Here is a 20,319-nt window from a genome sequence, read left to right as displayed (position 1 = left end):
ACGCCCGCGAGGCCCTCGCCCTGTTTGGGGCGAGGGCCTCCGCCTGTTCAGCGGGGTTCTTCGCTGTCGTTGGGGCGCGGCATCTTCAGGGTCGCGATCACACCGAGGACCACGGTGGCGAGCGCGAGGGCCAGGAGGGCGAGGAGGACGGCGCCGACGAAGAACCTCACGGGGTCCACGCCTCGTTCCGGTCCAGGTCGCGGAGCAGGTGGAGGAGGTTGAGGAGGGTGCTGACAGGCGCGTTGCCGAAGTCGACCAGGATGCGGCCGTCGAGCGTGGTCTCGGGGGTGGCGGCGGAGCCCCAGAGGAGTCCGTGCGGGATGCCTCGGCGGTGCAACTCGCCCAGGAGGGCAGTGATCTGGGGTCTGGTGTAGTCGCGCATCCGGGGGTCGTCGGGGGCGATGGGCGCGCGGGTCACGAGGCGAAGTCCAGCTCGTACCAGACGCTCTTGCCGCGCTTCTGGGGGGCGACGCCCCATCGGTGGGTGAGGCCCTCCACGAGCTGGAGGCCACGGCCCGTTTCGGCGAGGTCGGCGGGCGTGCGCTGGTGGGGGAGGGCGTCGGACTCGTCGGAGACGGAGACGTGGAGGGTGCGGCCGAGGATGGAGAAGAAGACGACGGGGGCGGTGGTGTCGCCGTACCGCCAGGCGTTGACGATCAGCTCGGCGAGGGCGAGTTCGGCGTTGAAGATGGTCTCGGGGTCGCAGTTGCTGCGGGTCAGGGCGTTGCGCAGGGCCTGCTTGGAGAGGGTGAGCGAGGGGGTGTTACGGGTGCACACGGGAACCTCCGTGAGGCGGTGGTGTGAGGAGGAGACGACGGATGCGCCGCCGTGAGCCAGGCCACGAGTGGTTGCTCTTCGGTGCGCGGGCAGCAGGCGCCTACTGCCCTGAATGCAGGCATTACTGACGATCCGTCGGATCGAGCTGTGAACGACGATAACTCACGGTCATGGAAAATTTTCCATGGAACTCAAATATTCCCTCGATCGTGGCCAACCGCCCCAGATGGACCCGCGTCCGGCAGGCGCGGCAGACTGGGGTCTATGGCTCGTACGAACCCCACACTTCGTCAGCGCAGGCTGGGAACAGAGCTGCGAAGGATGCGAGAGCAGGCTGGCCTCGGTGGCAGCCAGCTCGGCCGTGCGGTCGGCATGAACCCGGCCCAGGTGACGCAGATGGAGTCGGGGAAGATCGGCATCAGCGTGGAGCGGTTGCACACGATCGCGACCACATGCATGTGTTCCAACCAGCCTCTGATCGACGCGCTCGCCGACATCATCACCGAGCGAGGCAAGCCCGGGTGGTGGGAGGAGTATCGAGAAACGCTGGCAACGGACTTCCTGGACATCGCCGAACTGGAAGGTCATGCTCGTCGACTCTCGGTCTACGGGACCACCTTCATCCCGGGGCTGCTCCAGGCCGGTGCCTACACGGCTGCGTTGTTCGCTCAGGCCTATCCACCGCCGCTCCGCCACGAGGTCGATCTCAAGACGGCCTTCCGCATGCAGCGACAGCGCATCATCCGATCTGGAGCGACGCCGTACTCTGCCTTCATTCACGAGGCGGCACTGCGCATGCAGTTCAGTGATCCGAGGGTCAACGTCGAGCAGATCGACGCTCTCATCGCGGACTCGGAGCAGCCCAGCATCTCCGTCCGAGTCGTGCCATTCGCTGCCGGTGCTGTTCCGAGCCCATGCGAGAACTTCACCTATGCCGAAGGGCCGATCACTGACCTGGACGCGGCGCAGATGGACACCGGTCATGGCGGTCAGCTCTTCGACAGTCCAGCCCACCTCACAAGGTTCCGAGCCCTCCTTGCCATGATGGACTCCACGGCGCTCTCCGAAGAGAAGTCACGTGACCTCATGCAGTCGATCAAGGAAGAAATGGCAGGCCAGCATGTCTAGCTCCGCGTGGCAGAAGTCCAGCTACTCGGCCTCAAGCGACAACTGTGTCGAGGTGCGTGCCATCGATGGGTTGATCGAACTCCGTGAGTCCGACGAGGGCGATGTCATCGTCCGCACCACGCCCCTCAAGTTCGCCAAGTTCCTCCAGGGCGCGCAGGCGGGCGAGTTCGACCACCTGATCGCCAACGTCTAGCGAATCGTTCCGGTGGCCCCTTGCTCTTCGCAAGGGGCCGCCGGGTAAGGCCGCAGGGTGGGTCTGGGCCCACCCCAGGTGTGGGGCCAGACCGGTGTTGGCCCGATCGCCTGCTCCGTAACGTCGTTACCACCACGACACGGAGGACAGAAACATCGCGATGACCGCGACGGCGACCCTCGGCAACTCCCGTACCCAGGACGCCTTCACCACGGCGAAGAAGTGCATCACGCTGTTCGGTGCGGTCGGCGTCATCACCCTCGCGACGGTCGCCGTGATGGCCTGGCTCGACCACGGGACGACGCCGTTCATGTGGATCCGCGGCGTGATCTTCCCGGCCCTGGCCCCGGTGCTCCTGCGTGTGACCGCCCGTGCCGAGGGCGGCTCCGCCAAGGCCTTCGACCGTATCCGGACCATCTCCACCGTGATGCCGATCGCCATCATCGCCGTCGACCTGATCCCCGGCATCTGCCCGGCCTGGTACGCCGTCCTTCAGGGCCTGTCCGCCCTCGCCCTGATCCCCGTCGCGATCCTCACCCGCACCTCCGCCTTCCCCAAGACGAAGTGAGCACAGGAACTCGACCCACCCGACTTCCCACGCGGTCCCCGCTACGGCCCTCGCGCTCAGCCGCGCGAGGGGTCGCATCCGTTCGCGAACTGGTGGTCCCAGTAGGGAGATTGACCTGCCTGTTCCTCCTCGCGGGCGAGCCGCTGACGAGTCTATGCAGGAACGTGAATGCCACTTGCCGGGCTCACCTGCGCTCCCTAGGGTCCTAGTCACCAATCCGCATAAGAACGTGGAGGGGAACAGTGGAGCTCAAGAGGATCGCAGGTGGCGACCCGGACTGCCGTAACGACGACTGCCCGACGGTCTACACCACGGACCGAGGCACCATCGCCGTCCAGGGCTATACGGTCGAGCGGCAGACCCCCGAGGGCGAGGCCGTAGTGGAGATCCCCGAGGACGTGTTGAGGGAGGCGTTTCGTGCTCTTGGATGGTGACGCCTGGCGCACCTTCTTCGACTCTTTCGAGCGCGAGGCATTTCGCGTGGAAACCCGGAGTAGCTACGCCATGCCTGGCGAGGACGAGGAGTTCCAGGAGTTCCTGGCGACGGGAGAGCTCCATATCCCGGAAGACGATCCGTGGCTCGCCCGCGTGCGGAACTACCGTGCGAGCGGTCGCCGGATCGGGCGGGTACACATCCTGACCAGACCGCTGTCCGACTACCTGCGCTACGAGTTCGCCGCGTACGCCTACAACGTCAAGGCCGGCGAGGACATCCGCATCCTGGACCTGACCGAGCGGGAGGACCCCGGCCTGCCGGACCAGGACTTCTGGATGTTCGACGACACCAAGGTGGTCGACATGAGGTACCGGCCGGACGGTACGCAGATCGGCCGAGATCTCCTGGAAGACCCGGACCTGGAACAGTATCGGCGTTGGCGTGATCTGGCGGTGTCCCTCTCGGTCCCGTTCGCGGAGTACACCGCAGATTGACCCTCGATCCCGGTAGGGCCGGAGAACAACGTCGAGACCTTGCAGCGGCGGTCAAGGATCTCCGGCGTGCCTCCGGCCTTTCCGGTGAACGGCTGGCCGTGCGTTGTGGCATGAGCCAGAGCAAGATCTCTCGGATCGAGACCGGGAAGGCCTTGCCGTCAGTTGTCGATGTCCAGCAGATCATCAACGCGCTGGGCGTCGATGACGATCTGGCTCGGGAACTGCTTGAACTGGCCAGCGCGGCCAATGCCGAGTACGAGGACGTTCGGGCATCGGTCCGTCGTGGACTGCATCTTCGGCAGCGTGAACTGGCCACCCTCGAAACCAGGGCCGAGCACATCCGCTACTTCTTGCCGGCCATGCCGTCCGGGCTGCTTCAGACACCCGAGTACATGCGCACAGCCATGAGCCCGCCGATCGACCCTGTCGACGGTGATGTGTCCCAAGCCATCGCACTGAAGCTTGAACGACAGGGCATTCTCTACGACGAGAGCAAGCGTTTCGACTTCCTGCTGACCGAATCGGCTGTCCGCTGGAAGCTGTGCGCTCCTGCGGTCATGGCAGTTCAGCTGGACCGGATCGCCTCCATCTCTCGACTTCCGAACGTCAATGTTGGAATCATCCCGCTGACTGCCCAGATCTCCGATGTGCCATTCCATATCTTCACGGTCTACGATGCCAATCTGGTAACCATCGAACTCTTCACCGGGCGCGTTGTTCTGCGCGACCCGAAGGACATAGATCACTATCGGCGGCTGTTTGATTTCTTCTATGTGAATTCGCGGCGCGGTGCCGGTGCCAGAGTCCTGCTGGAACAGTGGTCCGAGGAGTTCCGGCGGGGCTCGTAGGGCAGCAGGTTCACACCGCTTCCAAGGTGGAGTGAACCGCAGGAAGTCGGCCGGTCCAACCTCCTGTGCCAAGGTCTCGGACCTGGGCGACCTGGTCGCTGTCGCGGGTGTCGCGATGTCTTTATGTGATATCGCGAATATCATTGAGCGGCTGTCGGTAATTCCCCTAATCTGCTTCTCGCTCACATCGCCGGGCGAAGGGGAGACAAGCGTGTCCGCTGCCATCAGGTGTGCGGGATTGCGGGCCGATCGTGCGCGCCGCGCGGTCGGCCCGCCGGACGAAGGGTGAGCCATGAAGAAGATCGCTGCGAAGCTCTGGCGGATCATTCGTGGTCCGATGCAGTGGCGCGTGTTGTGGCTGTGGCACTCGAAGTTCATGGTCGGCGTGACGGGCATCGTCCGCGACCAGGACGGCCGGGTGCTGCTGCTGAAGCACCGGATGTGGCCGGAGGGCCGGCAGTGGGGCCTGCCGACCGGCTACGCGAACGCGGGCGAGAGCTTTGAGGACACGATCGTGCGTGAGGTCCGGGAGGAGACCGGACTCATGGTGAAGGTGTGCGAGCTGGCACACCTGAAGAGTGGCTACAAGCTACGCGTTGAAGTTGCCTACGAGGCCCTGTACGTGAGCGGACAGATCAAGGCGGCCTCGTTCGAGATCCTGGAGGCTCAATGGTTCTCACCGGACAATCTCCCCGAGGGAGTGCAGGATTCGCACCGGCAGTTGATCAGGCGTCGGTCGTACTGACCCTCGGCCGCTCGCTCACACCGTCCTGCCTGGGCCCGAACGAATACCTGGGTGGCGGCGCGGCCGAGCGTGCCGAGCTGGCCCATCTGCTGGCCGCGCGGCGGGCGACTGCCGCACTCGACCGGGCGCACCCGCACGTGACGTTCTCGCTGCTTCACTGGGTGCTGGACACCTGGCTCGACCAGGAATCCCGGGAGGTGTTCCGTCAAGGGGCGGATCTACTGGCCAACCGTTACCGGGTGTTGGGGCTGAGTCAACTGCTCCCGATCGATCGGGTGTGGGTCGGGGTGCGCTCGACCCGGCCCGACGCGTTCGGCGGCTTCCACTACCCGAACCAGGGCTACCGGCACGAGCAGTTGGCGTCGGTCATCACGAGGTACGGGCGGCTGAACGATCCACAACTGGCGTCGCCGGAGCTGGTCGCGCTCGATCTCCTGCGGGCCTACGCGCACGACTGCCTGCATTGGGGGTCGTTCCGGGAGTACCGACTCCGGGGCGGGCAGGTTATTCGAAGCCGCTATGGAATCAACCGGGTTGATCCACAAGGGCGAACGTACTCGGCGCGGGACAGCAGCGGTACTGCCTCGACGCGGAACCTGGGCATCGTGATGGAAGGGGCAACCGATCGCGAGGCCCGGACGATTGCCGCCGCTGTGGCCGACCGCCTTGGTCTGGCCGAGCGCATCGCATCGCCGGACCAGGTGGCATTCCGGGACACCACAGGCCGGCTGGAGCCGAGCGACTTCGATGACGCCGACTCAGACATTGCCAACCGCTTCCACCTGGCGATGTCCGGATACGAGCGCGGCGTCGGCGCGCGCTATCAGCGCTTCCTTGCCGAAATGGCCGGCACCGATGCGGACATGTTGCACACGCTCATCATCGCCGCCGTGATCAGCGGTGACCTTTCCGGCCTGATGAGTTGGCTCGATGAGCGGCACGGGCCCGAAGCGTTCCGTCGCACCTTCCGCTCACCGGCTTACACAGGGCCTGACCCGAACAAGTAGGGACGCAGCACCGGGCCCATCACTGCCGCCATCTATGACTACCTGGAAGGGGCCGACCCCGCATGACGACCGCCCACTACGACGAAGCACAACTCCTGCAAGCGCGGATCGCCCTGGCCTCGGAGGTCGAGCGCGGGTGTGCCGTGCTGTCCTCGCGGGTGGTCGAGGCGTTCCTGAACGTGCCCCGGCATCCGTTCGTCCCGGTGTTCTACCGGGAGGAGGGCGGGCTCCACCGGCCTTGGTGTGCAGCGGATGTGGCGGATGAGGCCTGGCTTCGGGAGGTGTACGCGGACCAGGTGCTCGTCACCGAGGTGGACGGCGTGCACGCGGAGGACGCCGGGCCGGAGGGGCGGCGCGGGGTGGCGACCTCCTCGTCCACGCTGCCGAGCCTGATGGCCGACATGCTCGACGCGCTGGATGTCCGGCCCGGGGACCGGGTGTTGGAGATCGGGACCGGGACGGGCTACAACGCTGCCCTGCTCTGTCACCTCGCAGGAGCGTCCGGCGTCACCACGGTCGACCGCACCGACCAACTGGTGGGCACCGCCCGCAGTCGGCTGCACCAGGCCGGCTTCGAGCCGACCGTCGTCCGGGCCGACGGAGCCGACGGACACCCGAGCGGCGCGCCGTACGACCGGATCATCGCCACCTGCTCCGTCCGCCGTCTCCCTCAGGCCTGGCTCGACCAGTGCGCTCCGGGCGGTCTCATCGTTGCTCCGATGGGTGGTGCGGTGGCTCGGTTGACCAAACTGACGGACGGACGCGCGGTCGGGCGTTTCCTCCACCGCCCGGCCGCCTTCATGCCGCTGCGGTCCGGCGAAGGCACTTGCCGGCGGGTCCCGGAACCGGAGGCGGGACGTCAGCGGATCACCGAGATCAGCGCCCGAGTACTGGATGATCCCGGATTCTCCTTCTGGGCAGGCCTTCACCTGAGGCCGACGGTCATCCGCGACGGCAGCAACCTCCACGACCCCGCAGATGGCTCGGTGGCCCATGGACAGGACCACCCCGACGGCTCGTCCACCGTCGCGCTCACCGGCCCGCACGACCTCTGGCAGACCATCGAGGCGGCTCATCGAACCTGGCTCGCTCAGAACCGCCCCCGCCGGGAGTGGTTCACGGTCGAAGCCGCGCCGGAGGGGCAATTCGTGAGTCACACCGCTCCGGATGGCACGTCGGACCGCTGGGACTTCTGAATCGTTCCGGCGGCGCCTTGCTCCTCGGGTGCCGTCGGTTCATTCGGGCCCTGACCACTTCGCCCCGCCGAGCTTGTGCTCGGCGGGGCGAAGTGCTGCGGAGTGGTTGACGCTGCATTGCCGAAAATGGGGCAGGAACTCCCATAGAACGGAAAACTAGCCTCATAACCGGCAGGGCAGGTGCCGTCGGTCGGTTGGCCGGGCGGGGAGGGCGGGGGCCGCTCCACCGGCCTTGGAGCGAGCCGGCCGCCCCGGTGGATCGGGTGGGCGACGGGTCGCCCGAGCTCGGGACGGATTGCTCGGACGCATGCAACGTTTCGCCCCGCTCGCGGCATCAAAGAGATGACAGGGGCGCGGGAGGGGAGTGGCGCGCACGCGGGGTGAGTTGGTCCGGTTCAGTCTGCCGAATTTCGCCATATTCATTCAGTACGTACACGACTTGACTTGTTCGAGTCGATTCCGATGGCTGTTGCACAGCCGTGACAACTGTGCGCGAAAAACCGTTCGACCAGCGAGGTTCCAGGGTTAGCATTCCGGAATGGAATCGAATCTCCCTCCGATACGGAATTCGTCCGATGACGCGGATCTCCGCCCGTCCCGCAACGGGCCGCTTCGGCTGGCCCGCTTCGGGGCGACCTTCCTGGGTGTGAGTGTCCTGTCCGGTGTGCTGCTGGCGGGCCTCGCCCTGCCCGTCGCCGGCGGCATCGGGCTGACCGCCAAGAGCACGGCGGAGGGCTTCGACGAGATCCCCGACGACTTCAAGACTCCGCCGCTAGCCCAGGCGACGCAGATCTTCGATGCCAAGGGCGGTCTGATCGCCAAGGTCTACGAGCGTGACCGCACCGTCCTCACGGCCGACCAGATGTCGCCGTTCATGCGGCAGGCCCAGGTCGACATCGAGGACGCCCGGTTCTACGAGCACGGCGCCGTCGACCTCAAGGGCGTCCTGCGCGCGCTCAGCAAGAACGCGGAGAGCGGTACCGCCGCCCAGGGTGCCTCCACGCTGACCCAGCAGTACGTGAAGAACGTCAACGTGGAGAAGGCCGGCGACGACAAGGAGGCTGTCCTGGAGGCCCAGCGCAAGACCCTGGGCCGCAAGATCCAGGAGCTCAAGGTCGCGATCAAGCTGGAGGAGGACCTGCCGAAGGATCAGATCCTCACCAACTACCTCAACATCACCTTCTACGGGAACGGCGCCTACGGCGTGGAGGCCGCGTCCCAGCGCTACTTCAGCAAGAGCAACAAGGACCTGACCGTCGCCGAGGCCGCCACCCTCGCCGGGCTGGTGCAGAACCCGTCGTCCTACGACCCGAAGCTGCACCCACAGGCCGCGCAGAAGCGCCGGGACACCGTCATCGACAAGATGCTGGAGAACAAGCACATCACCGCCGACCAGGCCAAGGAGGCGAAGGCCGCCCCGCTGGGCCTGAAGTACAAGGACCCGCAGAACGGCTGCATCACCGCCAAGGCCGGCATGGGCTTCTTCTGCGACTACGTCCGCCACGTGGTCAAGCAGGACCCGGCCTTCGGCAAGTCCGCCGAGGAGCGCAAGAAGCTCTGGGACACCGGCGGTCTGAACATCTACACCACGCTGGACCCGGACAAGCAGGCCGCCGCCCAGAACGCGGTGAGCAGCAACGTGAAGGTCACCGACAGCGTCTCCGCCGCCGCCACCATGGTGGAGCCCGGTACAGGCAAGATCCTCGCGATGGCGCAGACCCGCCCGTACGGCTTGGTGACGGAGAAGAACCAGACCGTCGTCAACCTCAACGTCGACTTGGCGATGGGCGGCGGCAACGGCTTCCAGCCCGGCTCCACCTTCAAGCCGATCGTCGCGGCCGCGGCGCTGGAGGCGGGCCTGCCGGCGACCCAGCAGTACGACTCCCCGCACGAGCTCCCTTACCCGACGATGAAGACCTGCGAGGGGACCTGGAAGAACGAGGCCCGGCCCAAGACGGTGGTGCCCAACGAGTCCGCGAGCGAGAAGGGCCCCTACCAGCTGAAGATGGCGATGGCGCTCTCGGTCAACACCTACTTCGTGCAGATGGAGCAGGAGATCGGCCTCTGCGCGGTCAAGCAGATGGCCAACAAGCTCGGCATCACCACCAAGGCCAGCGGCAAGCCCCTGGAGGAGGTCCCCGCGATGGCCCTGGGCGTCGAGGAGATGAGCCCGCTGACCATGGCCAACGTGTACGCGACCTTCGCCGCCGAAGGCACGCACTGCAACACGATCGCCATCAACAAGATCACCACCGTGGAGGGCAAGGACGTTCCCGTCCCGGCCGGCCACTGTGAGAAGGCGTTCTCCGAGACGACGGCACAAGCGCTGAACACCGTCCTGAACGGCGTGACCGAGAACAAGGGCACCGGCGCGGCGCTCCACCTGGAGGACGACCGGCAGATCGCCGGCAAGACCGGCACCTCGGACCACAAGAAGGCCGCCTGGTTCAACGGCTACACCCCGCAGCTCGCCACCGCCGTCTGGCTCGGCGGCCCCGCCGGCGGCGTCGAGATGCGCGACATCACCATCAACGGCAAGTACCACACCGAGGTGTTCGGCGCCGACGGCCCCGGGCCGATCTGGCGGGATGCCATGAACCAGGCCCTGCGCGGCACGCCCGAGCAGTCCCTGCCGATGGTCGACATCCCCGACCCCGCGCCCAAGCCCGACCCGAGCAGCACCGGGACCAGCACGGGCTCGCCGACCGCCACCCCGACCGGCCCGCAGCACTGACCACGCCCACACCGGCGGCCCCTTGCTCCTCGCAAGGGGCCGCCGGCAGGTCGCCGCTCGGACCGCGTGGCCCGCCCGACCGAAGGTCACCGGGCCGGCACGGCCTACACTCCCCGCCATGACAGCCATAGACGTGGTGATCCGCCCCGCTGTCCCGGCCGACCTGGGCGCCGTGGCCGAGATCTACGCGCACTACGTCCGCGAAACCGTGATCACCTTCGACGAGACGCCGCCCGTGCCCGCCGTCTGGCGGCAGCGGTTCGAGGACCTCGCCGCCCGGGGGCTCCCGTTCCTGATCGCCGAGGCGTCCGGCGAGGTCGCCGGCTACGCGTACGCGGCTCCCTGGCGGCCCAAGCCCGCCTACCGGTACACCGCCGAGAACTCGATCTACCTCGCACCTGCCCACACCGGCCGAGGCCTCGGCAGTGCCCTGCTGGAAGCCCTGCTGGCGGCCTGTGGCAAGACTGACCTGCGGCAGGTGGTGGCCGTCATCGCTGACTCCGGCTCCGATGCCTCGGCCGCGCTCCACCGCCGGTACGGCTTCACCGACGCGGGCCGGCTGTCCGCCGTCGGCTTCAAGCACGACCGCTGGATCGACACCGTCCTGATGCAGCGCACCCTCGGCTGACGACTTCAGCCCGCGTTCAGGGTGATGGCCCGCACCGGGCAGGCCTCCGCCGCCTCTCGGACCAGCGGGTCGCCGGACCGGGCCGCGCCGCCCGGGAGGAGTTCCACGACGCCCTCGTCGTCCTGGGAGAACACCTCGGGCGCGTGCCGGGTGCACATGGCCGAGCCGATGCACCGGCCGGTGTCGAGCTCGATGTCCACAGCGCCTCCTACCAGGCGACCGGCAGCGCGGACAGGCTGCCCTGCAGCACGTACGGGGGATTGGCCCGCACCTGGTCGGCGGGTACGGCGAGCCGCAGGGTGGGGACGCGGCGGAGCAGGACGGTCAGTGCCGTCTCGATGACGGCCCGGGCGAGGTTCTGGCCGACGCACTGGTGGATGCCGTACCCGAAGGCGACGTGTCGGCCGGCCTTGCGGTGGATGTCCAGGGCGTCGGGCTCCTGCCAGGTGTCGGGGTCCCGGTTCATCAGCATCAGCGAGACGAGGACGCCGTCGCCGTCCCGGATGGTGTGCCCGGCGAGCTCGATGTCCGCGGTGGCGACGCGGGGCAGTACGTCCGCGACCGAGGTGAGCCGGGTGAGTTCGTCGACCGCGCCGGGCATCAACTCCGGCTCGCGGCGCAGCTTTTCGAGTTGATCGGGGTGTTCGAGCAGGGCGAGGGTCGCGGCGGCGATGGTGCTGGAGGTGGTGTCGTCGCCGCCGGTCAGCAGGATCGCGCAGAGCGCCACCAGCTGGTCGCCGGCCATGCCGCCCTCGTCCGGCCGGACCGCCAGGAGGTCGTCGATCAGCCCGGCACCGGGCTGCTGCTCCTTGCGCGCGATGAGGTCGCGCAGGCGGGTCAGGATCTCGCCGAAGAGCTTCCCGGCCTCCCCGGGGGCGTTCCCGTCGGAGGGGGCGAGCACCTGGCGGGTGCGCTCCGCGATGTAGCGCCCGTCGTCCTCAGGGACGCCCAGCAGCGCGAAGTTGGCCGCGCAGGCCAGCGGCAGCGAGTACGCGGAGACCAGGTCGGTCCGGTCGCCCCGGGCGAGCATCGCGTCGACCAGTTCCTCGGCGAACCCCTCGATCCTCGGCCGTAGCGCGGCGATCCGCCGGACGCCGAAGGCGGGGATCACCATCCGCCGCTGGTGGGCGTGTTCGGGGTCGTCGACGCCGCTGAGCGGGGGTGCGAACCCGGCCTCGGCCTGCTCGGCGGACTGCGGGGTCAGGGCGGGGAAGGACGGGTGCCGGACATCGACGGAGACCCGGGGGTCGAGCAGCAGGGCGCGGCCCTCCGCGCTCCCGGAGACCAGCCAGACCTCCCGGCCGTCGTACAGCGTCACCCGTGACAACGGTCCGTCCGCGCGCAGCTGTTCGTAGCCGTCGGGCATCCGGTAGGGGCAGTCGCGTGCCATCGGATAGGCGGGGGCCTCGCTCGATCGGCTGCCGGTGGCTGTCACGATCATCCTCACTTTCCGCCCGTCGAGGCGACCAGGAGTCGAGCCGGCGCTGATCGATCCCGGTGCGGATCGGGGGTCAACGGATCAATGGATCAATGGATCAATCATGCCAGATTCTTCGTTCGCGAATGGCAGGGTCCGAAAACCCCAACAGGCGTGTGTTTAAGTATGGTTGACGTTTCATCGGCGCGTTCAAAGTCGGGCCTGTACCGAGCCGGCCGGGCCTGAGGAGTGGGTCTGGACCCACCCCGGCTGTGGGGCCAGACCCGTGTCGGCCCGGTCGCCCGCTCCGTAGCGTCGTAGCCACAACGACACCACGACACGGAGGAACGGACACCATGGCCACGATCGAGCCGGCGAACCTCGACAACTCCCGCACCCGGGACGCCCTCACCACCGCGAAGAAGTGCGTCACGCTCTTCGGCGCCGTCGGCGTCATCGTCCTCGCCACCGTCGCCGTGACGGCCTTCCTCGGCCACGGGACGACGCCGTTCATGTGGATCCGCGGCGCTCTCTTCCCCGCGATCGCCCTGGTGCTGCTCCGCATCCTGGCCCGCGCCGCCGAGGGCTCCTACCGGGCCTTCGACCGCGTCCGGACCCTCTCCACCCTGATGCCGATCGCCATCATCGGCGTTGATCTGATCCCCGGCCTCTGCCCGCCCTGGTACGCCGTCATCCAGGGCCTTTCCGCCCTCGCCCTGGTCCCGGTCGCCGTCCTCACCCGTGGTGCCGCCCTGAGCGCCGCCTTCCCCAAGCCCAACTGACGCTCCACGCCCCGCAGATGGCCGGTCCGCACCCGCGGCACCCGGCCATCCGGCGTTTCCGGCCGGTACGGCCCTTCCGGGGACCCCACCGCACCCTCGGCGCGGTCTCCGTCGACGGCGCCTACCTCACCGACCCGATCGACGACGCCACCCGCGCCCAGGTCCGGCAAGGGGCCGCCGCGCCCGTTGCTCACACCGCGGCGGTCAGCAACTTCCGGACGTGTTCCGCCGCCTCCGCCACCGGGACGGACCAGGTCTCGCCGGTGGCCCGGGTGGTGACCTCGACCGTCCCCTCGGCGAGGCCTCGGGCGCCGACCGTGATCCGGTAGGGGATGCCGATCAGCTCGACGTCGCGGAACTTCACACCGGGCCGCTCGTCCCGGTCGTCCATCAGCACGTCGACCCGCTCGCCCCGCAACCGCCGGTAGAGGCTCTCGGCGGTCTCCGTCACCTTCTCGTCGGAGCCGCCGAGGACGACGACGGCCACCTCGAAGGGGGCTACGGCGACCGGCCAGACGATGCCCCTGTCGTCGTGGTGGGTCTCCACGATCGAGGCCAACGCCCGTTCCACGCCGATCCCGTAGCTGCCCATGATCGGAACGACCCGCCCGCCGTCCGGGCCGAGCACCGAGACGCCGAGGGTCTCGGTGTACTTGCGGCCCAGCTTGAAGATGTGGCCCACCTCGATGGTGACCACCACCTTCAGCGGTGTACCGCACCGGGGGCAGGGCTCGCCCGCGGCCACCTCCCGCAGGTCCGCCCAGCGCCGCACGGCGATGTCCCGCTCGACGGACACCCCGCGCAGGTGGACGCCGTCCGTGTTGGCGCCCGTGGTCATGTCGGTACGGCCGCGCAGGGCCTCGTCCGCGAGGACGGGCAGCCCGGTGACGCCGACGGCGCCCAGGCTGCCGGGGGAGGCCCCGAGCGCCGCCTGGATCTCCTCCGCGGTCGCCGGACGCACCGCTGAGGCGGCGAGGGTGTCGGTGAGCTTCTGCTCGACCAGGCTGTGGTCGCCACGGACCAGGACGAGCGTCAGCCGGCCGTCGACCACGTACACCAGCGTCTTGATCTGCCGCTCGGCCGGTACGTCGTGCCGGCGCGTCAACTCCTCGATGGTGCGGGCCTCGGGGGTGTCGAACCGCTCGGGCGCGTCCGGTCCCGGGCCGTCGACGACGACGGGCAGGGCGGACGTCGCCTTCTCGGCGTTCGCCGCGTAGTCGCAGCCGGGGCAGCGGACCACCAGGTCCTCGCCCGCCTCCGAGGGGCTCATGAACTCCACCGACGTGCTGCCGCCCATGCTGCCGCTGGACGCCTGCACGGCGATCGCGGGCAGCCCGAGACGGGCGAAGATCCGCTCGTAGGCGGCCCTGTGCAGGTCGAAGGAGCGGTCGAGCCCGGCGGGCTCGACGTCGAAGCTGTACGAGTCCTTCATCGTGAACTCACGCACCCGCAGCAGCCCGCCCTTCGGGCGAGCCTCGTCGCGGAACTTGGTCTGGAACTGGTACCAGATCTGCGGCAGGTCCCGGTACGAACGCAGCTCCTGCGACAGCACGGTGAAGATCTCCTCGTGCGTCATGCCGAGAGCCAGGTCCGCGCCCTTGCGGTCCTTGAGCCGGAACATCTCCTCGCCCATCACCCCCCAGCGGCCGCTGCGCTGCCAGATCTCCGCCGGGTGCATCGCCGGGAGGACGAACTCCTGGGCGCCGATCGCGGCCATCTCCTCGCGGATGATGTCCATGATCTTGGCGCGCACACGGACCGCCAGTGGCAGCAGGGAGTAGTGACCGGCCATCAGCTGCCGGACGAAGCCTCCCCGCACCAACAGGCGGTGGCTCACCGCATCCGCGTCCGCCGGGTCCTCCCGGAGGGTGGGCACGTACAGCTGGGACCAACGCATCGGACCGGGCACCGTCCTCTCGGCAAGGCTGCGGAATGCCGCCGCAGTCTAGTGGCGGAGCCTCGACCGAATCGCTCCATTTCGACCGGGGTGGTCGCTGCTGATCCCTGCTGAAACGCCTCCGGGCCGCGCGAGGGCAGGTGGCCCTCACGCGGCCCGGAGGCGGGCGGTTCGGTCGGTGGCGGCTGGGTGTCCTGGTGGGACCGGCGGGGTTCAGAGGGTGCGGGCGGTGATGTCGCCGTGGTTGGTGGTGGCGTGGATGTCGAGGTCGATGGTGCCGTTGTTGCGCAGGGTGTTGGTGATGCGGCCGTAGGGGGTGGCGGCGTCGAGGGAGGCGGAGGCGTCGGTGGCGGCGCCGACGGTGATGCCGCCCATCTCGGTGCGCAGGGTGAGGGTGCCGCGTACGGCCTCGGCGACGCGGATGTCGCCGCGGGCGGTGCTGATGGTGGCGGGGCCGGTGAGGCGGCCGATCTCGATGTCGCCGTCGACGGCCTTCAGGCGCAGGCTCGCGGCTTCGTCGATCTTGATCTGGCGGTAGGCGCCCTGGAAGTCGACGTCGCCCAGGCGGCCGACGACGCGCAGTTCGCAGCTGTCGGTGCGGGCCTGGACGCGGGAGTCGGCGGGCAGTTGGACGGTGACCTCGATGGCGCCGGGGCCCAGCAGCTTGTTGGCGGGCTCGGCGGTGTGGATGCGCAGGACGCCGTCGGTGTAGGTGACGACGGCCTGCTCGGCGGTCTGGACGTCGCGGTTCTTGCCGGGGTTGGCGGGGCGGACCTCGACGGTGGTGTCGGTGCGGTCGGCGGCGATGAACTGGATGCGGCCGGCGGGGATGTCCAGGACGGCGGCGATCGGGGCGGCGGTGGCGAACTTGTGCATGGTTGCTTCTCCTTCTCCGGCGGCGGGCTCCGTGTCGGCCCGTCGTTTCTGATGACGGAAAAGCTACGTTGCGTTCGCAGATCTGGCAACGCATTCGTTGCGTCAAAGCACCATTGCTGCAGGTAGATGCGGTGAAATCGTTGCAGTGGGTGTGAATCGAATGCAACGAGCGCTGCCTGGGAGCGTTGCAATGGATGAAGAATGAACGCTATGCTGGCGCCATCCACGGACGCCACGAAGGAGGCCGCGATGCCGGGAGGCAGACTCACCCAGCAGGAACGCCGGCAGATCGCGCTGGGCCTGGCCGACGGCCTCGCCTACGCGGAGATCGCCCGCCGCCTGGAGCGCCCGACCTCAACCGTCACGCGCGAGGTGATGCGCAACGGCGGCCCCACCGGCTACCGCGCCGAACTCGCCCACCGCGCCACCGAACAGCGCGCCCAGCGCCGCCGGCAGCCCGCGCCCCGGAAGACGGGCGGACCCTCGCCGGAGCACGGGCGTGACGTCGAGGCCGTACGCGAGTACGAGGAGATGTTCGCCTCCGTCTTCATCCAGTCGGGCCTGCCCAAGATGACGGCCCGGGTGCTGGCCTGCTTCTTCACCACCGACGAGGGCAGCCTCACCGCCTCCGAACTCGTCCAGCGCCTCCAGATCAGCCCGGCCTCCGTCTCCAAGGCGATCGCGTTCCTGGAGAGCCAGAGCCTCGTCCGCCGGGAGCGCGACGACCGCCGCCGTGAGCGCTACGTGGTCGACGACGACGTCTGGTACCAGTCGATGATGTCCACGGCCCGCGCCAACGCCCACTTCGTCCAGATCGCCCGACAGGGCGCCGGGGTCCTCGGCCCCGCCACCCCGGCCGGCGTGCGGCTGGAGAACGTCGCCCGCTTCATGGACTTCGTCTCCGAGAGCATCGCCCGCGCCGCCGAGCAGGCCCGTGAAATCCTCCACAGCAAGCCCGAACCGGCCTCGGACGGCGCCGACTGAGCCACCTTCGAAGTCTTCCGGTCCCCCTTCGCCGAAGTGGCCGCGATCGTCGGCCGCTCGGCGGCGGCCTGCCGCCGGCGACCTGGGAGGCCAAGGACCTCAAGTCCCTGACGGACCTCCCCGACCCGGACGCGACCGTGATCTCCGACGGCGGCGGCCTGGTCATCGCCAGGCTGCGGCCGCTCTCGGGCAGCGAGCGGACCGCGTCCTTCCTCGACGCCATCCGGTCCGTGCCCGGCAGGACGCTGCTGGAGCGCACCGTCAACGGCCGGCCCGGCCTGGTCGCCCAGCAGGACGGCGCCACCGACACCGTGCTCGCGTTCCGGATCGCCGACGAGCGGATCACCCACATCCGGGCGGTGCGCAACCGGGAGAAGCTCCGCCCCTGGACGGAGTGACGCAGGACACGTCCAGAGCTGTCACAAGCCGCCCGGCCGCCGTGTCTCAAGGGACGGCAACGGAAAGCGCGACACCGAGGGAGCACACCATGGAAGCCCGCCTGAACGTCTTCGCCAGCCCGGTCATGGGCAAGGTCTTCAAGCACCTCATAGCGGCCAACAAGCCGATCGCCGACTCGACCGTGCCGTACGCGACCCAGGAGCTGGTGCGGCTGCGGGCCAGCCAGATCAACGGGTGCGGGGCCTGTGTGGACATGCACTTCAAGGAGGCCGTGTTCGCGGGGGAGGAGGCGACCCGGCTGAACCTGGTGGCGGTCTGGCGGGAGGCGACGGTGTTCACGGACGCCGAGCGGGCAGCCCTGGAGCTGGCGGAGCAGGGCAGCCGACTGGCCGACGGGGGCGGGGTGACGGACGAGGTGTGGGAGAACGCGGCGAAGCACTACGACGAGGAGCAGCTCGCGGCGCTGGTCTGCCTCATCGCCCTGATCAACGCGTTCAACCGCGCCAACGTCATGATCCGCCAGCCCGGTGGCAGCTACCAGGCTGGTCAGCACGTTCAAGCCGCCGCACAGCTGAGCGACTGAGCCGCCGAGCGCAGGGAAGCCGACGGCCGGGGGATTCCCCTCCCCGGCCGTCGGCTTCCCCGTGCGCCCCGAAGCCCGTGCGCACACCACCGAGCCCGCCCCTGCGGGCTTGTCGCCCAAAAACCGACCGATAAGGTGTTAATCCAACATTCATCCATGCCGCATAGCCTCCGAGAGCTAGCCTCATGCTGAACGCCATCGTCCGACCAGGAGGCGAAACCCCCGTGCAAGGCACTGTCACCACACCGGGCGGCTCCGCCGTGGCCGGGGGCCAGGGCGAGGCCTTCCTCCTCGTCGTGGACGACGAGCCGAACATCCGCGAACTGCTCGCCGCCTCGCTGCGCTTCTCCGGATTCCGGGTCGCCTCCGCCGCGAGCGGGACCGAGGCACTGGAGCTGATCGCCGTCGAGCGCCCGGACCTGGTGGTCCTCGACGTCATGCTGCCCGACCTCGACGGCTTCACTGTTGTCGAGAAGCTGCGCGAGCGCACCACCCGCGGCCAGATCGCCGGCCCCGCGCACGGGCACCCCGGCGACCACCTGCCGGTACTGTTCCTCACCGCCAAGGACGGCGTCGGCGACAAGGTGCAGGGCCTGGCCGCCGGCGCGGACGACTACGTCACCAAGCCCTTCAGCCTGGAAGAGCTGATCGCCCGCATCCGCGCGATCCTGCGCCGGGCCGGCGGGCCCGCCGAGGACGGCCGGCTGATGGTCGCCGACCTCAGCCTCGACCCGGTCGCCCACGAGGTCACCCGGGCCGGCACCCCCGTCTCGCTCTCCCCGACCGAGTTCAAGCTGCTGCACTACCTGATGGCCAACGTCGGCCGGGTGGTGTCCAAGTCGCAGATCCTCGACCACGTCTGGGCCTACGACTTCGGCGGCGACCTCTCCATCGTCGAGTCCTACATCTCCTACCTGCGCCGCAAGCTCGACTCCGGCGCGGCCCACGGCCCCAAGCTGATCCACACCGTCCGCGGCATCGGCTACGCGCTGCGCCGTCCCCCGCAGGGCTGACCGGACCCGCCCGTGTTCGCCCGGTTCTCCTCCAGGTTGTCGCTGCGCGCCCGGCTGCTGGTCCTCGCCCTCGCGCTGGTCACCACCGGGCTCGCGGTCAGCGACACCTTCGTGCTCGGCACCGTACGGGCACAGCTGGTGGAGCAGCTGGACGAACAGCTCCAGCGGTACGGGCTGCCGCTGTCCCGCAAACCCCCCGGCCGGCTCACCACACCGGACGCCGGCAAGCCCGCCGTCACCGGGCGCCGGATCAGCCTGCCCAGCCAGTACCTGGTGCAGTACCTGTCCACGGACGGCAAGGTCCAGGCGCTCATGGTCCAGCCCGTCTCGGACAGCGACCCGGCACCCCAACTGGCGGGGCTGGACCCGACCCGGACCGCCCCGGACGTCCCCTTCGACCTGCCCGACCAGCGCGGCCACCACAGCTGGCGGGTGCTGGTGCTGCCGCTGCGGGCACCCCGCACCCCCACCACCGGCATCGGCGCCTACGCCTCGCCGACCACCACCCCGACGTACGTCATGGTGGCCGTCTCCCGCGAGGACATCGACGCCACCATCGGCAAGCTGCGCACCTCCTTCCTGGCGATCGGCGGCGCCGTGCTGCTGCTGATCGCCGCACTCGGCTTCTTCGCCGTACGGGCCGGACTGCGGCCGCTGCGCCGGATCGAGGCGGGCGCGGCCCGGATCGCGGCCGGCGAACTCTCCCACCGGATGCCCGAACTCTCCCCGGGCACCGAAGTCGGACGGCTGTCGATCGCGCTCAACGGCATGCTCACCCAGATCGAGGCGGCCTTCGCCGCCCGCGCCGAGTCCGAGGCCCGGATGCGGGCCTTCGTCGCCGACGCCTCCCACGAGCTGCGCACCCCGCTGGCCGGCATCCGCGGCTTCGCCGAGCTGTACCGGATGGGCGCGCTGCCCACCGACGCGGACGTCAAGCGGACCATGACCCGGATCGAGAGCGAGGCCGTCCGGATGGGCACCCTGGTCGAGGACCTGCTGGTGCTCGCCCGGCTGGACGAGGAACGCCCGCTCGACCTCGCCCCGATGGACCTGCGCACCCTCGCCGCCGACGCACTGCACGACCTCACCGCCCTCGACCCGAGCCGCCCCGTCGCCCTCACCGGCCCCTCCGGCACCGGCGCCCCCGGCGCGGCGCCCGTCCTCGGCGACGAGGCGCGGCTGCGGCAGGTGGTCACCAACCTGGTCGGCAACGCGGTCAAGCACACCCCGCCCGGCACCCCGGTGCGGATCGGGGTCGGCGGTGGGGCCGACGGGGTCTGCCTGCTGGAGGTCGCCGACGCCGGCCCCGGCCTCACCGAGGAACAGGCCCAGCGCGTCTTCGACCGCTTCTACCGCGTCGACGCCTCCCGCAGCCGCGACAACGGCGGCGGCGGCGGACTCGGCCTCGCCATCGCGACCGCCCTCACCCGAGCCCACGGCGGCACCCTCACCCTGGACACCGCACCGGGCGCGGGCGCCACGTTCCGGGTCGAACTGCCGACGAATGGTGACCGGGCCTCCTGAGTCTTTTGTCGACTCATCAATTTCCTTACCGGTGCGGAAATTGGAACGGATTGTAAGGAATCTCCGCGAAGGCCGACTTCGAGACCTTCA

General features: G+C 69.0%; 24 protein-coding genes. 17 read left to right on the top strand and 7 right to left on the bottom strand.

Annotated elements, in window-relative coordinates:
* Positions 1-47 precede the first annotated feature (47 nt).
* The 3 genes from ACZ3UD_RS05295 to ACZ3UD_RS05285 are packed head-to-tail and all read right to left on the bottom strand — an operon-like array spanning position 48 to position 777.
* On the bottom strand, positions 48-179 hold the full coding sequence (locus tag ACZ3UD_RS05295; RefSeq protein WP_465582498.1) for a hypothetical protein: 132 nt from the start codon (positions 177-179) through the stop codon (positions 48-50).
* Positions 167-418, bottom strand: a complete 252-nt coding sequence (locus ACZ3UD_RS05290) for a hypothetical protein (protein ID WP_465582496.1) — start codon at positions 416-418, stop codon at positions 167-169. The genes ACZ3UD_RS05295 and ACZ3UD_RS05290 overlap by 13 nt, the downstream gene beginning before the upstream one ends.
* Entirely contained in the window at positions 415-777 is a 363-nt protein-coding gene (locus tag ACZ3UD_RS05285; protein WP_465582494.1) for an ATP-binding protein, read from the bottom strand. The genes ACZ3UD_RS05290 and ACZ3UD_RS05285 overlap by 4 nt, the downstream gene beginning before the upstream one ends.
* Positions 778-1,041: 264 nt before the next feature.
* On the opposite strand from ACZ3UD_RS05285, the gene ACZ3UD_RS05280 reads away from it, so the two are divergent.
* The 11 genes from ACZ3UD_RS05280 to ACZ3UD_RS05230 all read left to right on the top strand — a co-directional run bounded on the left by ACZ3UD_RS05280 (position 1,042) and on the right by ACZ3UD_RS05230 (position 10,754).
* On the top strand, positions 1,042-1,905 hold the full coding sequence (locus ACZ3UD_RS05280) for a helix-turn-helix domain-containing protein (RefSeq protein WP_465582491.1): 864 nt from the start codon (positions 1,042-1,044) through the stop codon (positions 1,903-1,905).
* A complete protein-coding gene (locus tag ACZ3UD_RS05275; protein WP_465582488.1) occupies positions 1,898-2,098 on the top strand; it encodes a DUF397 domain-containing protein in 201 nt (66 codons plus the stop codon). The genes ACZ3UD_RS05280 and ACZ3UD_RS05275 overlap by 8 nt, the downstream gene beginning before the upstream one ends.
* A gap of 160 nt (positions 2,099-2,258) precedes the next feature.
* The gene (locus tag ACZ3UD_RS05270; protein WP_465582485.1) at positions 2,259-2,666 is read left to right on the top strand and encodes a hypothetical protein; all 408 of its coding nucleotides are present in this window, start codon (positions 2,259-2,261) and stop codon (positions 2,664-2,666) included.
* 242 nt (positions 2,667-2,908) lie between these two features.
* A complete protein-coding gene (locus ACZ3UD_RS05265) occupies positions 2,909-3,100 on the top strand; it encodes a hypothetical protein (RefSeq protein WP_465582482.1) in 192 nt (63 codons plus the stop codon).
* The gene (locus ACZ3UD_RS05260) at positions 3,084-3,596 is read left to right on the top strand and encodes a DUF6879 family protein (protein WP_465582479.1); all 513 of its coding nucleotides are present in this window, start codon (positions 3,084-3,086) and stop codon (positions 3,594-3,596) included. Before ACZ3UD_RS05265 ends, ACZ3UD_RS05260 begins: the two co-directional genes overlap by 17 nt.
* The gene (locus ACZ3UD_RS05255; protein ID WP_465582476.1) at positions 3,593-4,444 is read left to right on the top strand and encodes a helix-turn-helix domain-containing protein; all 852 of its coding nucleotides are present in this window, start codon (positions 3,593-3,595) and stop codon (positions 4,442-4,444) included. Before ACZ3UD_RS05260 ends, ACZ3UD_RS05255 begins: the two co-directional genes overlap by 4 nt.
* A gap of 292 nt (positions 4,445-4,736) precedes the next feature.
* Positions 4,737-5,189 (top strand): NUDIX domain-containing protein, encoded by a 453-nt coding sequence (locus ACZ3UD_RS05250; RefSeq protein ID WP_465582473.1) that lies wholly within the window; start codon positions 4,737-4,739, stop codon positions 5,187-5,189.
* Positions 5,114-6,196: a hypothetical protein gene (locus tag ACZ3UD_RS05245; protein ID WP_465582470.1), complete on the top strand. Its 1,083-nt coding sequence runs from the start codon at positions 5,114-5,116 to the stop codon at positions 6,194-6,196. The genes ACZ3UD_RS05250 and ACZ3UD_RS05245 overlap by 76 nt, the downstream gene beginning before the upstream one ends.
* A gap of 62 nt (positions 6,197-6,258) precedes the next feature.
* Positions 6,259-7,392, top strand: coding sequence for a methyltransferase domain-containing protein (locus ACZ3UD_RS05240; RefSeq protein ID WP_465582467.1), 1,134 nt, complete (start codon positions 6,259-6,261; stop codon positions 7,390-7,392).
* 646 nt (positions 7,393-8,038) lie between these two features.
* Entirely contained in the window at positions 8,039-10,126 is a 2,088-nt protein-coding gene (locus tag ACZ3UD_RS05235) for a transglycosylase domain-containing protein (protein ID WP_465582464.1), read from the top strand.
* Positions 10,127-10,244: 118 nt separating this feature from the next.
* Complete coding sequence (locus ACZ3UD_RS05230) at positions 10,245-10,754, top strand: GNAT family N-acetyltransferase (RefSeq protein WP_465582461.1); 510 nt, start codon at positions 10,245-10,247, stop codon at positions 10,752-10,754.
* A 5-nt stretch (positions 10,755-10,759) separates the two neighbouring features.
* Here ACZ3UD_RS05230 and ACZ3UD_RS05225 read toward each other — a convergent pair whose 3' ends face one another.
* Both ACZ3UD_RS05225 and ACZ3UD_RS05220 read right to left on the bottom strand, forming a co-directional pair.
* Positions 10,760-10,954: a ferredoxin gene (locus ACZ3UD_RS05225; RefSeq protein ID WP_465582458.1), complete on the bottom strand. Its 195-nt coding sequence runs from the start codon at positions 10,952-10,954 to the stop codon at positions 10,760-10,762.
* A gap of 8 nt (positions 10,955-10,962) precedes the next feature.
* Positions 10,963-12,195, bottom strand: a complete 1,233-nt coding sequence (locus ACZ3UD_RS05220) for a cytochrome P450 (RefSeq protein ID WP_465582455.1) — start codon at positions 12,193-12,195, stop codon at positions 10,963-10,965.
* A 332-nt stretch (positions 12,196-12,527) separates the two neighbouring features.
* Between ACZ3UD_RS05220 and ACZ3UD_RS05215 the strand changes: the two genes are divergently transcribed.
* Positions 12,528-12,953 carry a hypothetical protein gene (locus ACZ3UD_RS05215; RefSeq protein ID WP_465582452.1) on the top strand — a complete coding sequence of 142 codons (426 nt, stop codon included), beginning with the start codon at positions 12,528-12,530 and terminating at the stop codon, positions 12,951-12,953.
* A 190-nt stretch (positions 12,954-13,143) separates the two neighbouring features.
* On the opposite strand, the gene ACZ3UD_RS05210 is transcribed toward ACZ3UD_RS05215, so the two are convergent.
* Together ACZ3UD_RS05210 and ACZ3UD_RS05205 are read right to left on the bottom strand one after the other, a co-directional pair.
* A complete protein-coding gene (locus ACZ3UD_RS05210) occupies positions 13,144-14,850 on the bottom strand; it encodes a proline--tRNA ligase (protein WP_465582449.1) in 1,707 nt (568 codons plus the stop codon).
* 213 nt (positions 14,851-15,063) lie between these two features.
* Complete coding sequence (locus ACZ3UD_RS05205) at positions 15,064-15,726, bottom strand: DUF4097 family beta strand repeat-containing protein (protein WP_465582446.1); 663 nt, start codon at positions 15,724-15,726, stop codon at positions 15,064-15,066.
* A gap of 249 nt (positions 15,727-15,975) precedes the next feature.
* Between ACZ3UD_RS05205 and ACZ3UD_RS05200 the strand changes: the two genes are divergently transcribed.
* The 5 genes from ACZ3UD_RS05200 to ACZ3UD_RS05180 all read left to right on the top strand — a co-directional run bounded on the left by ACZ3UD_RS05200 (position 15,976) and on the right by ACZ3UD_RS05180 (position 20,229).
* The gene (locus ACZ3UD_RS05200) at positions 15,976-16,710 is read left to right on the top strand and encodes a helix-turn-helix domain-containing protein (protein ID WP_465582443.1); all 735 of its coding nucleotides are present in this window, start codon (positions 15,976-15,978) and stop codon (positions 16,708-16,710) included.
* Positions 16,711-16,847: 137 nt separating this feature from the next.
* Complete coding sequence (locus ACZ3UD_RS05195) at positions 16,848-17,108, top strand: hypothetical protein (RefSeq protein WP_465582440.1); 261 nt, start codon at positions 16,848-16,850, stop codon at positions 17,106-17,108.
* Positions 17,109-17,197: 89 nt separating this feature from the next.
* On the top strand, positions 17,198-17,692 hold the full coding sequence (locus tag ACZ3UD_RS05190) for a carboxymuconolactone decarboxylase family protein (RefSeq protein WP_465582437.1): 495 nt from the start codon (positions 17,198-17,200) through the stop codon (positions 17,690-17,692).
* 185 nt (positions 17,693-17,877) lie between these two features.
* Positions 17,878-18,705 carry a response regulator transcription factor gene (locus ACZ3UD_RS05185; protein WP_465582434.1) on the top strand — a complete coding sequence of 276 codons (828 nt, stop codon included), beginning with the start codon at positions 17,878-17,880 and terminating at the stop codon, positions 18,703-18,705.
* Positions 18,706-18,717: 12 nt separating this feature from the next.
* Positions 18,718-20,229: a sensor histidine kinase gene (locus tag ACZ3UD_RS05180; protein WP_465582431.1), complete on the top strand. Its 1,512-nt coding sequence runs from the start codon at positions 18,718-18,720 to the stop codon at positions 20,227-20,229.
* Positions 20,230-20,319 lie beyond the last annotated feature (90 nt).

The sequence above is a fragment of the Kitasatospora sp. NPDC023118 genome (assembly GCF_055560875.1).
Note: the sequence above shows the minus strand (reverse complement) of the source record. Positions and strands in the feature narration are given on the sequence as shown.